We start from the raw sequence: 12,356 nt of genomic DNA, 5'->3' as shown, positions 1-12,356 counted from the left end.
TCTAGAGTTAGCGTAATTCGGCCGGCGCAGCCTCTTGCACGTCCAGTTTGCGAGGGATCAGCTTCAGCGCGTAGAACGCATCGGCGATCTCTTGTTGGTGCTGCAATACCTCGCGCGTCACTGGCGTTACACCGTAGGCCAGACGTTGCGCCGCCAGCTCTACCACTGGCCGCTCCAACCCCAATACCGGCTGCAAAAGATCCACGGCTTCCTTGGGGTGATCCTTGGCCCACAAGTCGCCTTTGCGGATTTCCTCTAACACGGTTTTAACCACGTCGGGATGCTTGTCCAGGTAATCGCGAGACGCGAGGAAAAACTGATAGTTGTTGACCACACCAGTCCCATCGGCCAATACACGTGCGCCCAACTGTTTCTCCGCAGCGGCCTGGAATGGATCCCAGATGACCCAGGCATCGACCGCACCGCGCTCAAACGCCGCTCGCGCATCGGCCGGCGTCAGGTACGAGACGTTGACGTCCTTGTATGGCACACCGGCTTTTTCCAACTGCTTGACGAGCAGATAATGCACGTTGGAGCCTTTATTCAAGGCGACTTTCTTGCCCTTGAGATCGGTTACCGATTGGATCGGCGAGTCCTTCGGCACGAGAATCGCCTCGCTCGTCGGCGCTGGCGGCTCATTGCCGACGTAGACCAATGGCGCTTGTGCCGCCTGCGCAAAAATCGGCGGCGCCTCGCCCACGGTGCCAAAATCAATGGAGCCGACATTCAGGCCCTCGAGCAATTGCGGCCCCGCGGGAAACTCGACCCATTTCACGGCGATGCCTTGTTCGCCCAGCTTTTTATCGAGCGAGCCCAATGCTTTCAGAATGGTCAAGGTGCCGTATTTCTGAAAGCCGATACGCAAGGTCTTGGCGTCCTGCGCCGATGCCGTCGCGCACGTCAGCATCGCAGCGCTCAAGGTCATCACACCCGCGACGGCAAGCCGGGAAAAACGGAACCAACTCAGGAAACGCGAATGCATCCTGTGCATGGAGATGCTCCTATGTATCAGTCGTTGTGCAGATCGTTATTGCGTGAGGCATTCGGGCTCTGCATGACAAGCCCTCTCTATTTCTCAAACACTGAATCTGGCGTTCAATGCCAGATAGCCGAGGTCATAGCCCTGTGATAACGGCGCCGTCGACACGTGCTTGGCCAAGCGATCGACGGCGGTATCCAGCCGTTCGCGCACGTCGTCATCGATCGCGACGTGTCCCTGTTGCACCGTGACCTGCCGGTCTGTCGCATAAACGCCGGCCAAAATATGGCGTGCGCCCAAGGCCGACAACACGGGTTTCAGGCTGTATTCCAGCGCCAACAGATGGGCGGTGCTACCCCCCGTGGCGATGGGCAGCACGATTTTGTCTGCCAACGCCTTTTCATCCAGCAAATCCAGGATCGCCTTCAGTCCGCCAGCAAAGGACGCCTTATAGACCGGGGTTGAGATCAACAATGCTTGCGCGGCATTGACGCGTTTACGCAAGGCGCTGGCGGCAGATCCGCCGTAATTGCCTTCGATCAAATCAACGGCGGGCACATCGCGCAGCCCTAATTCGTCGCTGGTCAAACCGCGCGCCGCTAATCTCTCTGCGGCATAACGTAATAAGGCCGATGAACGCGAGTTCTGTGAGGGACTGCCAGCCAACGTCAGAATCGTCATGATGGGGACTACCGCTCCGTCTGTATATAACCAGGAATGCAGTCATTCTGGCCTCCTCATGCCCATCTGGAAAATACTTAGTCGATATGTCGTTATGCGCTGTCCATGCAGCCCACGGGGCCCGGAACGGCACGCAAAGGTATACTGAAAAGTCATTTCTCCCGGCCCAATTGCTTTCACGAATTCCCGCCGTGTCATTGCGTATTCCTCCCCTGAACCCGCTACGGGTATTCGAAGTCGTCGCCCGCTTGCAAAACCTCACTTTGGCAGCGCAAGAGCTGCACGTGTCGCAATCGGCGGTGAGCCGACAGCTGGCGACGCTGGAGGGCTATCTCGGCGTGGAGCTGTTCCGCCGTGAACACCGGGGCGTGACGCTCACGCGGGCCGGGGCGGCCTATGCCGCGCGCGTCGCACCGGCCTTCGCGGAAATCGCTGCCGCCACCGACGGCCTATTGCAGAATATGTCGCATCGGGTGCTGCGGGTCAGGACGTACACAACGTTTACGGCAAAGTGGCTGATCCCGCGGTTGGAGGACTTTCATGCCCGCCATCCCAACATCGAAGTCATCGTGAGCAATGGCGTATCCGAGGTGGATTTCGATCGGGACTCCGCCGATGTGGCCATCCAGTTCGGCCTGGGAGGCTGGCCGAGAGTCAAGGAGGATTTCCTCTTTACCGACGAAATAGAGCCGGTCTGCTCGCCGGAATTCTTGGACAAGAACATGTCCCGCCACGGAAAGCTGGAGGACTTGCTCAAAGGACGCCTGCTGGTGTCGAAATACCGCAAGACCGACTGGACCGACTGGCTTGATGCCAACGGCCTGTCTGCCACGGCAGCGGGTTCCGAACGCATGGCATTCAGTACCTCGATCCTGACCTGGCAGGCGGCGCTGGATGGCCTGGGAATGGCAATTGGCCAAAGTGTCCTGTTGCAGACCGAGTTCAACAAAGGGCTACTCGTACGCCCTTTCCGCCGGCCGCTGCAGCGCTCGATGTCTTATTATCTGCTGCGCCCTCAGGAGCAGCGTTTCTCGCGCCGCGTGTCCGTCTTTCGGGATTGGCTGCTCGAGACCGCGGCGCGCGAGCGCGAAGCGCTGGCCTGTGGCCCACAAGAATCCCCGCAGCTAGGATAGGCGTCCCTCTACCGCCTCTGGCGGCGCGAACCAGCGTATCAGCAACCCGTTGATTTCATCGGCCTGTTCAAACTGGACCCAATGACCCGAGTCAGCGACGACGCGCCACTGTCTCGATGGATGATCCTGCGCCAACATGGGTCCGGCCTCCTCGGGCACCACCGTGACGTCGTCCTCGCCCCAGGCCATGAGTATCGGTTTGTCGAAATCCTTCAGCACATCCCGCAACGACGATCTGCGCGAAATGGATTTGCTGCGAAAGCGGGTCTTTTCGCACGAGCGTGCGTGAATCTGCAACGCCAGTGCGCTCACGGCATGCCGCGATGACAGCATGAATGCTTGCAGGTTTTGCGCAAATGCCTGTTCCCGTTCCTTTCCGGTGACGGCCCGCCAGTCTGACAAGGACTCTCTGTCTCGACGCGGTCCCCCGTGACCGGCACTACCCAACAACGCCAGTCGCTGCAGACCGGGCAGACGAGGCGCCAACGCGCCCGCGATCGCACCGCCGAATGAAAACCCCGTCAGGTACACAGGCGCCGTCCCGACCAATCGGGCAACGCCTTGCGCCAAGCTCTCCAACAGGCGTTCGACCCTGTCCGGATCGTACGGCGGCATATCGAAATCCTCGGAATCCCCAAAGCCCGGCATGTCGGGGGCAAGGACGCGGAAATGCCGCGCCAATGCGTCGATGTTCTTGGCCCAATGCATCCACGAGCCGTGTCCGCCATGAATCAGAACCAGGGCAGGCCCGCTGCCCCATTCGCGCCACACCATTCGATAGCCCTGTACATCGAAGGCATGACGGATGGCGCTGGCGTCCAGTCTATCCAGCGCAGCGTCAGCCTCGGCGATCGCTGCTGAAGAAAATTCCTGCATCACAGACCTTGTTGACCCATATTCATCTTTTGTGCGAATGCGCTTGTCACGACCGCATAATCAACGCATCCACTGCCATGACGCCTTCGCCTTCGGGCATCACCATCAGGGGATTGACCTCCGCCTCCTGCACAGGCAAATCAGGCGTGACCGCGAGTTTGGACAAGTTCGAAATCGCCACGGCCAACGCATCCAGATCCCCCTTTTCCTTGCCGCGCAGGCCGGAGACCGTTTTCAGCATCTTGACCTCTTCGATCATTTCCCTGGCAGTTTGCACAGAGACTGGCGCCAGACGGATGCTGCGATCACGCATGACCTCTGCCCAGATGCCCCCGGCGGCCAGCATGATGATGGGACCGGCATCCACATCTACGCGATAGCCCACGAGCACTTCTGTCAGTCCCTTGCGCATCGGCTGCACCAGCACTTCCCGGCAGTCGACGCCTGGAGCCTTCTGGCGCAGATTCTGCTGCAGGGTGGCAAAGGCGCGCGACAGTTCCTCGGCATTCTTGATACCCAGAACCACGCCACCCACTTCGGTTTTATGCGGGATGTGCGCAGAGCAGACTTTAGCCACGACGGGATAATCAAATGGGAGGCTGTGGGGCGGGTTGTCCAGCGGATAAGTCGCTGCCGGCGCATGCGGCACATTCAATTTATCCAGCAGCTCATAGGCATCGGCCTCGCTGATCGTCGAGGCGGGCTGCTGGTGATCGACCTTGACCGTAGCCGGTTGCCCCGGCGCACGGCGCGCGAGCACGGCAGCAATGGCGTCGGCGCATGCTTCCGGCGAGCGAAAGCACGGAATCTGAGCCGACGTGAGCTGCGCCAATGCGTTGGGCGCATCGGGCACCAGCATGGCGAGCAAAGGCTTTTCGTGGCCCGCGCTATCGATGATGGGCTTGACTGCCAGGTCGGGCTGAAAGCGCGCCGACGACCCCACAACGGCGACGACCATGTCAAATTCCGGCGCCTCCAGCATGATGTCCAGGGCCTTTTTCATGACCTCATATTTGGTGCCTGCCAAGGTCAGATCCAGGACTCGCCCTGCACTGCCGGGCATCCCAGCCGCCTGCAGCTGAGCCACGGTCTCTGCGGACGCAGGCTCTACGATCACATTGCGCACCCCGAGCTGATCCACCACCATGGCGGCGCCGCCACCCGTTGTGGTCACGACCCCGACGCGCTTGCCCTGCTTAGCCCCCAGCGGCAATTTCTTGGCCAAGGGAAACACCTCGAACAGCGTTTCCAGCATTTCCACGCGAACGACACCCAGGTCCTTCAGGAAAGCGTCTGCAATATCGTCTTCGCCCGCCAGCGCCCCCGTGTGCGTCGCCGCCATTTCCGCGGCAGCGCTCGACCGCCCAAGCTTGTACGCGACCACGGGCTTGCCGCGCTTTGCCGCCTCGCGGGCAAATGCCTGGATGGCATCGCCATGGCGCAGGCTCTCGAGAAACAGCACGTACCCTTGAATAGCAGGATCGTCCAGCGTCGCCATACAGATTTCACCGACGCTGAGATCGACCTCGCTGCCCACCGACACCAGGCCCGCAAAACCCACGCCACGCGCTTTTCCCCGAGACACCAGTGCGCCGATCATGCTGCCGCTATGCGATGCCACAAACACATTGCCCTGCGGCACATCGGGCTCGGCAAACGCTGCGTTGGCCGTCAGAACCAATCCATTGCCAGGGTTGACGACCCCCAGGCTGCTGGGCCCCAGAATACGCAAGCCGCTCTTTTGGCTGATCTCGCGCAGCGCAGCCTCGCGTTCGACACCCTCGGGGCCCGACTCGGAAAACCCGGCCGCCAGGATGGTGACGAGCTTGACGCCCAGGTCGGCGCATTCCTGCACAGCGGGTACTACCGTATCGGTCGGAGACAAGATAAAGACATGCTCGGGCACCTCCGGCAACGCCGCCAGGCTAGGCCACGCTTTTTCCCCTTGCACCTCGGCACGCTTCGGATTGATGGGATAGATATTGCCTTGAAAGCCCGACCGGCGCAGAAACTGCAGAGGACGCCCGCCCGTTTTCTTGACATCGTCGGAGGCGCCGACCAGTGCAATACTCTTGGGATATAGCAATACCTGACAGACGGAGGATGCAGGGGTGGTGATCGATGACATAGCCTTTACTTGTCCAGCTTTACGTTTTTGAATTGTTCGTTCCAGTATGCGTCCTCGGCGATCAGTTCGGCCTTGAACTCCTCGGGGCTATTGCCAATCAGCATCGCACCTTGCGGCCCCAGGACGTCCGAGAACTCTTTGGTCTTTACCGCTTTTTCGAGGACAGCGGCAAGCTTGTCCACGATAGGTTTGGGTGTTCCGGCGGGTGCCAGGAGCGCATTCCAAGAGTCAGATTTCATTTCAGGAATACCGAGCTCGGTGAAGGTCGGCACATCAGGCAACTCCGGCAAACGCTTCGGACCCGCGACTGCCAACGGATGCACAGTGCCAGCCACCAGGGCCGGCATCGCGCCCGTCGCCGTCATGAACGCGACGTCGATGTTCCCAGCGATCAAGTCATTCATGGCGCCAGAGCCGCCACCGTATGGGATATGGGCCATTTCGATCCCGGTCAATGCCTGCAATTTCAGCATCGCCATATGTTGCGTGCCCCCGTTGCCCGTCGAACCGTAGTTGAGCTTGCCCGGCTCTTTTTTGGCCAACGCTTCAAACGCCTTGTAGTCCTTGACCGGCAGCTTTTTGGTCGCGGCCAGTACACCCGGTGCGGAGGATATCTTTGAAATGGGTTCGAAACTCTTGATGGGATCGAATTTTTGCATCGGGTAGGTGAACTTGTTCATGACCAAGGGCGAGGCCGCGAACAATAATGTATAACCGTCCGGCTTGGCCGAGGCTACCGACTCTGAGGCAATATTGCTCGTGGCGCCGGGTTTGTTCTCCACCACAAAAGCGCCTTTGAGTTCCTCCTGCAAGGCCTTTGCCACCAGGCGGGCCACCACGTCGGTCGGACCGCCAGGTTGGAATCCGACCACGATTTTGACCGCTCGACTGGGATAGGCATCGTCTTCGGCATGTACGGTGCCAGCCCAGGTCATCATGCCAACGGTCGCCACGGCGGCACAAATCAAACTACGCATACTGTCTCCTTCCACTCTTTTGATAGTCAGGCTTTGGGTTTGGGCGGGCGTTGGGAAAACGATTTCCCGAACACGCCTTCCGCGATACGGTTTTTGAGCATCTCGATAGAGCCTCCTGCGATCATCCAACCCCGAATGCGGCGCACGCAGTATTCCACCAAGGCCTCCTGGCTAAAGCCCATGCCGCCCATGACCTGCAATGCCTCGTTGGCTGCAAACCAGCCCGCTTCGTTGCAGGCCAGTTTGGCCATGGCGGTGCTCTGCGCGGACGGCAAGCCATGCTCGCCCTCCAACGCCGCGCGATACAACAGCAATTGCGCCTGTTCCAAACGCATCCACATGTCCGCGAATTTCCATTGCAGCCCCTGGAATTCGCACAATTCGCGGCCAAACTGTTTGCGCGTGAGCGCGTGTTCGCGGGCGATATTGAACGCGTGGCGGCCTAGCGCCAAGGACCGCGAGGCGTTGCCCAAGCGTTCCACGTTGAAACCGGAAATCTGCTTCTTGAATCCGCCAGGTCCGAGGAGCACATTCTTTGCCGGGATGCGCGCATCCTCAAAGTACAACTGCGACCACTGTTCACCGTTCATGAAAGACGCCGGCTTGCCGACCGTAAAGCCAGGCGTGCCGCGTTCGACCAGCACCGAGCCGATGCCATCGAGGCCCGGGCCAAAGCGCACATAGACCAGAAACAGTTCGGCTTCCGGGCTATGCGTCGAGAAAATCTTGCTGCCGTTGATGAGGTAATCGTCGCCATCCTGGCGCGCGGAAGTCTTCAACTCAGTCACGGCCGAGCCTGCATCCGGCTCGGTCATTCCCAGCGAAATCAGTTTGCGTGCGCCCAGCAGATCGGGAAGAAACCGTTCTTTCTGCTCGGGGGTGGCGTATTCAACAAAGGTCCGGATCGGACCGAAATTGCCCGCCTGTACGATATCGGCGCTCTTGGGACAAACCAGCGCGACTTCTTGGATCGCCAATACCGCGTGCATGAGCGAACCGCCCTGGCCGCCGTCCTCCTCCGGAAACGCGATGCCCAGCAGCCCTTGTTCTGCCAACATCTGGGCTGTTTCCCAGGGGTATTCGGGCGAGTGTGCGCGCTCCAGTGCGCCCGCGGCCAGACGATCCTGGGCAAAACGCCGTACCGAGTCGGCAAAGGCCCGGTGTTCCTCGTTCAATTCAAAATCCATCTATTACTCCTGCGGTGGATGTGTCGATGGATGCATCATCGCCTGCCTGGCCTGCCGAGAAAACTTCGTATTGCGCCCATTGCCATGACCAAAAGTCATTGCAAAGGTGGCATTGACATGACCAAATGGCATGACAACGCGCAAAATAGACAGTGGTGAAATCGCGCCGCAAGATCGACCATATCGCCATATCGTTTATTGCCGCACACTCAGGAAAGCAATGACTGCACTAGAAACCTTTGCCGCCTTTGGCGCCCGCCTGGGCAACCAGGACCTGACCGAGGATGTCCTGCACCATGCCAAACGCGCGGTCGTGGACTGGTATGCGTCTCTGCTGCCAGGCGCAGCGCTGCCGCCCGCGACGCTATTGGAACAAGCGTACGCAGAGGACATCGGGCGCGGCCAGTCCCGTCTCGCACTAGGCCAGCCCGCCACCTCGCGCGCGGCAGCGCTCATCAACGGCACGGCCGCGCATACCGCCGAAGTCGACGACATTTTCAAGGACGCGATCTATCACCCTGGCGCACCGACCATTGCCACCGCCCTGGCGGCAGCGCAAGAGACCGGCGCCAGCGGCCGCGATTTTCTTCGGGCCGTGGTCGTGGGCTATGAGATCTCTACACGCATCGGCGCCGCGCTGGGACGGACCCACTACAAGTTCTGGCACAACACCGGGACGGTCGGCACCTTTGGCGCCGCCGCGGCAGCTGGCAGCCTGTATGGCTTGGCCTCCAAACCATTCACCCACGCGCTGGCGACCGCCGCCACCTTTGCCAGCGGGCTGCAGCAGGCCTTCCGCATGGACTCCATGTCCAAGCCGCTGCATTCAGGCCGTGCAGCCGAGGGCGGCCTGGCTGCCGCCCAGATGGCGCGAGCCGGGGTCACCGGCTCGCTGGACGTGCTGGATGGCGCCGCAGGCCTGGCACACGCCATGAGCAACGGCCCGGACTGGCAGCCGTTCCTGGCGACGCTGGGCGAGACTTTCAATATCACGCGCATGACCTTTAAGAATCATGCGTGTTGCGGCCATACGTTTTCTCCCATCGACGCTGCATTAGTCTTGAAAGACCGGCTCCGGGCTGCACCGGACGATATTGAGCGGATCGACGTGCACACCTATGCCCCCGCCTTGGACGTGGCCGGTAATCCCGATCCGCGCACCGCGGCCGAGGCGCGTTTCAGTATTCCGTTTGTTGTCGCCTCTGCGGTGCTATATGGCAGCGTGCGGCTGGCAGCCTTTGACGATGCGCGTCTGAAAGACCCTGCGGTGCGCCGGCTGATGTCGCGTATCCGTTTGCATGTAGAGCCCACCCTCGATGGCCTCTTTCCAGGTCAGCGTGCCGCGCGGGTCGATATGCGCCTGACCAACGGCACGCAGGATTCCTATCTGCAACCTCATCGCAAGGGCGATCCGGAACTGCCGTTGAGCGATGCGGATCTGAGCGGCAAATTCAATGAATTGGTGATTCCCGTCCTCGGGGAGGAACGTGCCAGCGAGCTGTTGCGCAAGCTGTGGTCACTGGAAGACCTCGACGCAGCGCCGCGCTAAATGACTGTGGGAGGCCCAGCTTTTCAGCTGGCCTCCCACAGTGACTAACACTCTAGATGATGCGATCAGCTCTCTTGGCTGCTGATCTGCGGCGTGGCGCTATTGGCCTTTTTACGAGCCGCGAACAAGCGGCCCAGACCCACCACGAACAACGCACCGATGACTTCCGCCGCGACCTTGACCGTGCCGGAGACTTCGCCGAACTGCTCAACCACAACCACGTCGGTCACCAGCATGCCACCCGCGATCCAGCCCAGCAAGGCCGCGCCGAACGTGACGACCAGCGGATAACGGTCGATCAGTTTCAGCACCAGCGTGCTGCCCCAGATGATGATGGGCACACTCACCACCAGACCAAAGATCACCAGACCGATCTGATGCGACGGGTCGGCCATTTGCGCAGCACCGGCAATCGCGATCACGTTGTCCAGGCTCATCACAAAGTCAGCCACGATGATGGTCTTGACTGCGGCCCACACCGAAACGCCGCCCTTGATATTGCCGTGGGCGTCTTCCTCGGGGATCAACAGTTTGACACCCACCCACAACAGCAACAGCGCACCGATGATCTTCAGGTAAGGAATCGTCAACAGTGTCAACGCGAACGCGATCAGCACTACGCGCAGGCCGATAGCCCCGGCGGTACCCCACAAAATACCCTGCATGCGCTGTTTCGGCGGCAGGTTGCGGCAGGCCAATGCGATAACCACGGCATTGTCGCCACCCAAGAGGATGTCGATAAGAATGATCTGAAACACTGCGGCCCAGCTAAGGGTCTGCAAAAACTCGAGCATGCAATCTCCGTGTTGGTATTAATCGTCAAAGCGTTGTTTTAGCATTTCTTACAACAACCTGAACATTACCTGACCGCAATTCTTACAAAAAACTTAAATTTTCGTAACTTGTATGATCAGTATTCCATCATTTACCCTGTTCGGAACAGGCATCCGTTCCGTCACTATTTTTGCTGTCGGGCCGTCCACGGCAAAAGCATCGGGGCTTTTTGTTGAGTAAATCGTTGATGAATACCGGGAAAGACACTGTAGGCATGATCGGCGTCGGCCTCATGGGCCACGGCATTGCCAGCAATATCGTCAAACATGGCTACCCCTTGGTGCTGCTGGATCACCCCGGCAACCAGCCCGTTGATCAACTGCTGGCCGCTGGCGCGGCCAAAGTCGCCAGCCCGGCACAGGTGGCTCGGCAGTCCAACGTGGTCATTCTGTGCGTCACTGGCACCCCGCAGGTCGAAGACGTCTTGTTCAGCCCTGACGGCCTGCTGCAAGGCCTGCGTCCGGGCACCATCGTGATTGATTGCTCCACGGCCATCCCCTCCTCGACCGTGCGCATCGCCCAGGCCGTCACCGAGGCCGGCGGCCTGTTCCTGGATGCCCCCATGACCCGCACGCCCAAAGAGGCGGCCGAAGGCCGGCTGAATCTCCTGGTGGGTGGCGATCGCGCCCTATTCGATCGTTGCCTGCCGCTACTGCGTTGCTACGCCGAGAACATCACCCATGTCGGAGCGATCGGCGCCGGTCACCGCATGAAACTGATCCATAACTACGTCTCGCTGGGCTGCGCCGCGGTCATCGCCGAGGCTGCCGCCTGCGCTCAACGCGCGGGCATCGACGCTCCCATCCTGATCGACATCCTGGCCAAAGGCGGCGGCGCTGGCGTCGCTCTGGAGCGCCTGCGTCCCTTTATCGAATCCGGCGACGATTCGGGCCTGCGCTTTTCCTTGTCCAATGCGCACAAGGACCTGGGGTACTACACCACGATGGCCGAGGAAACGGGTGCTGCGCATGGTGCGGCGGACGCCATCGAGCAGCTCTTCAAGGAGGGAGCAAACGATACCCCGCCGCAGACTACCTTGCCACATCTGGTGGCATTGCTGGCCACAGGAAAGCCATAGTAAAGCCGCCGTCGTAAAGAGGAGCCCCACTCGACGCCAGGGGCATCCTCCGAAAACCGGCCAGCCTGCGGCACAATGGCGCTTTTCTGATCGCGGTATTGGACTAGGCGTCCCACAATGAATCGTTTCCTGAAATTCTCTTTGGTTGGCTTGCTCAGTGCTCTGATGCTGGCCAGCGGCGCACAGGCCGCGCAGGACAAGCCTCTGCGCATCGGCGTCATTCCCAGTGTGGCGAATCAGGCTACCGAGATCGCCATCGCCGAAGCCGCCAAGCAAGGCATCGAGGTCAAGCTGGTCGAATTCAGCGATTGGGTCATGCCGAATACCGGCGTTGCCGAAGGTGCACTGGACGCCAATTTCTTTCAACATGCGCCGTTTCTGCAATTGTTCAATCAGAGCCGCGGCACAAAGCTGACGCCGATCGCCTATGGGTATTCGACCACGATCGGCCTGTTTTCCAAGAAGCTGAAACGCGGCGACCCTATTCCACAAGGCGCAAAGATCGCCATCCCGAACGACCCGGTCAACACGGGCCGGGCGCTGCTGCTATTGCAATCGATGGGTCTGATCACCCTGCGTCCCGGTACGGATCACCAGGCCTCACTGCAGGATATCGTCGCGAATCCCAAGCGATTGAACCTGATTCAGGTCGAGGGATCGCAATCCGCGCGCACGTTTGACGACGTGACCGCCTCGGTCACCTACACCACGTTTGCCAAGCATGCCGGCATCGACGAAAAAGACGGTTTGGCGTTCGACAACACCGATGCCGACAACGTACGCCGCTATGCCATTCGCTGGGTGACGACGCCCGAGCATGCGCAAGACCCGCGGCTGCTGCAGTTCATCAAGATCTATCAGCAATCGCCCGAGGTAAAGGCGAAGCTGCGCCAGCTATATGGCGATTTGATTGATTTTCCGTGGTGACGGCAAC

11 protein-coding genes are annotated in these 12,356 nt (G+C 60.1%); 4 read left to right on the top strand and 7 right to left on the bottom strand.

Going from position 1 to position 12,356, the window contains the following annotated elements; genetic code table 11:
* Window positions 1–7: 7 nt before the first annotated feature.
* Window positions 8–925 carry a sulfonate ABC transporter substrate-binding protein gene (locus ACNA0J_RS03790; protein ID WP_415817116.1) on the bottom strand — a complete coding sequence of 306 codons (918 nt, stop codon included), beginning with the start codon at window positions 923–925 and terminating at the stop codon, window positions 8–10.
* A 150-nt stretch (window positions 926–1,075) separates the two neighbouring features.
* On the bottom strand, window positions 1,076–1,660 hold the full coding sequence (ssuE, locus tag ACNA0J_RS03785) for an NADPH-dependent FMN reductase (RefSeq protein ID WP_415816573.1): 585 nt from the start codon (window positions 1,658–1,660) through the stop codon (window positions 1,076–1,078).
* A gap of 191 nt (window positions 1,661–1,851) precedes the next feature.
* Between ssuE and gcvA the strand changes: the two genes are divergently transcribed.
* Entirely contained in the window at window positions 1,852–2,793 is a 942-nt protein-coding gene (gene gcvA, locus ACNA0J_RS03780; protein ID WP_415816571.1) for a transcriptional regulator GcvA, read from the top strand.
* Here the strand turns inward: gcvA and ACNA0J_RS03775 are convergent.
* Genes ACNA0J_RS03775 through ACNA0J_RS03760 form a run of 4 tightly spaced genes read right to left on the bottom strand, consistent with a single transcriptional unit; the run spans window position 2,785 to window position 7,961 of the window.
* Complete coding sequence (locus tag ACNA0J_RS03775) at window positions 2,785–3,669, bottom strand: alpha/beta fold hydrolase (RefSeq protein ID WP_415816569.1); 885 nt, start codon at window positions 3,667–3,669, stop codon at window positions 2,785–2,787. The two genes, gcvA and ACNA0J_RS03775, sit on opposite strands and share 9 nt — an antisense overlap.
* A gap of 46 nt (window positions 3,670–3,715) precedes the next feature.
* Complete coding sequence (locus tag ACNA0J_RS03770) at window positions 3,716–5,797, bottom strand: acetate--CoA ligase family protein (protein ID WP_415816567.1); 2,082 nt, start codon at window positions 5,795–5,797, stop codon at window positions 3,716–3,718.
* Between the two features lie 5 nt (window positions 5,798–5,802).
* On the bottom strand, window positions 5,803–6,774 hold the full coding sequence (locus ACNA0J_RS03765; protein WP_415816565.1) for a Bug family tripartite tricarboxylate transporter substrate binding protein: 972 nt from the start codon (window positions 6,772–6,774) through the stop codon (window positions 5,803–5,805).
* 26 nt (window positions 6,775–6,800) lie between these two features.
* Complete coding sequence (locus tag ACNA0J_RS03760) at window positions 6,801–7,961, bottom strand: acyl-CoA dehydrogenase family protein (RefSeq protein WP_094820993.1); 1,161 nt, start codon at window positions 7,959–7,961, stop codon at window positions 6,801–6,803.
* A gap of 220 nt (window positions 7,962–8,181) precedes the next feature.
* On the opposite strand from ACNA0J_RS03760, the gene ACNA0J_RS03755 reads away from it, so the two are divergent.
* Window positions 8,182–9,510 carry an MmgE/PrpD family protein gene (locus ACNA0J_RS03755; protein ID WP_415816563.1) on the top strand — a complete coding sequence of 443 codons (1,329 nt, stop codon included), beginning with the start codon at window positions 8,182–8,184 and terminating at the stop codon, window positions 9,508–9,510.
* Between the two features lie 65 nt (window positions 9,511–9,575).
* Here ACNA0J_RS03755 and ACNA0J_RS03750 read toward each other — a convergent pair whose 3' ends face one another.
* Window positions 9,576–10,304: a TerC family protein gene (locus ACNA0J_RS03750; RefSeq protein ID WP_415816561.1), complete on the bottom strand. Its 729-nt coding sequence runs from the start codon at window positions 10,302–10,304 to the stop codon at window positions 9,576–9,578.
* A 227-nt stretch (window positions 10,305–10,531) separates the two neighbouring features.
* Here ACNA0J_RS03750 and ACNA0J_RS03745 point away from each other — a divergent pair, with 227 nt between their 5' ends.
* The gene (locus ACNA0J_RS03745) at window positions 10,532–11,422 is read left to right on the top strand and encodes an NAD(P)-dependent oxidoreductase (protein ID WP_415816559.1); all 891 of its coding nucleotides are present in this window, start codon (window positions 10,532–10,534) and stop codon (window positions 11,420–11,422) included.
* Between the two features lie 117 nt (window positions 11,423–11,539).
* Complete coding sequence (locus ACNA0J_RS03740; protein ID WP_415816557.1) at window positions 11,540–12,349, top strand: MetQ/NlpA family ABC transporter substrate-binding protein; 810 nt, start codon at window positions 11,540–11,542, stop codon at window positions 12,347–12,349.
* The last annotated feature ends 7 nt before the right edge of the window (window positions 12,350–12,356 follow it).

The organism is Bordetella tumbae (assembly GCF_965139195.1).
GTDB classification, from domain to species: domain Bacteria; phylum Pseudomonadota; class Gammaproteobacteria; order Burkholderiales; family Burkholderiaceae_B; genus Bordetella_A; species Bordetella_A tumbae.
Note: the sequence above shows the minus strand (reverse complement) of the source record. Positions and strands in the feature narration are given on the sequence as shown.

Excerpts from the sequence above, each read along its gene's own strand:
- ACNA0J_RS03790 (WP_415817116.1), bottom strand. The coding sequence starts at position 925 with ATGACCTTGAGCGCTGCGATGCTGACGTGCGCGACGGCATCGGCGCAG.
- ssuE (WP_415816573.1), bottom strand. The coding sequence starts at position 1,660 with ATGACGATTCTGACGTTGGCTGGCAGTCCCTCACAGAACTCGCGTTCA.
- ACNA0J_RS03775 (WP_415816569.1), bottom strand. The coding sequence starts at position 3,669 with ATGCAGGAATTTTCTTCAGCAGCGATCGCCGAGGCTGACGCTGCGCTG.
- ACNA0J_RS03770 (WP_415816567.1), bottom strand. The coding sequence starts at position 5,797 with ATGTCATCGATCACCACCCCTGCATCCTCCGTCTGTCAGGTATTGCTA.
- ACNA0J_RS03765 (WP_415816565.1), bottom strand. The coding sequence starts at position 6,774 with ATGCGTAGTTTGATTTGTGCCGCCGTGGCGACCGTTGGCATGATGACC.
- ACNA0J_RS03760 (WP_094820993.1), bottom strand. The coding sequence starts at position 7,961 with ATGGATTTTGAATTGAACGAGGAACACCGGGCCTTTGCCGACTCGGTA.
- ACNA0J_RS03755 (WP_415816563.1), top strand. The coding sequence starts at position 8,182 with ATGACTGCACTAGAAACCTTTGCCGCCTTTGGCGCCCGCCTGGGCAAC.
- ACNA0J_RS03750 (WP_415816561.1), bottom strand. The coding sequence starts at position 10,304 with ATGCTCGAGTTTTTGCAGACCCTTAGCTGGGCCGCAGTGTTTCAGATC.
- ACNA0J_RS03745 (WP_415816559.1), top strand. The coding sequence starts at position 10,532 with ATGAATACCGGGAAAGACACTGTAGGCATGATCGGCGTCGGCCTCATG.
- ACNA0J_RS03740 (WP_415816557.1), top strand. The coding sequence starts at position 11,540 with ATGAATCGTTTCCTGAAATTCTCTTTGGTTGGCTTGCTCAGTGCTCTG.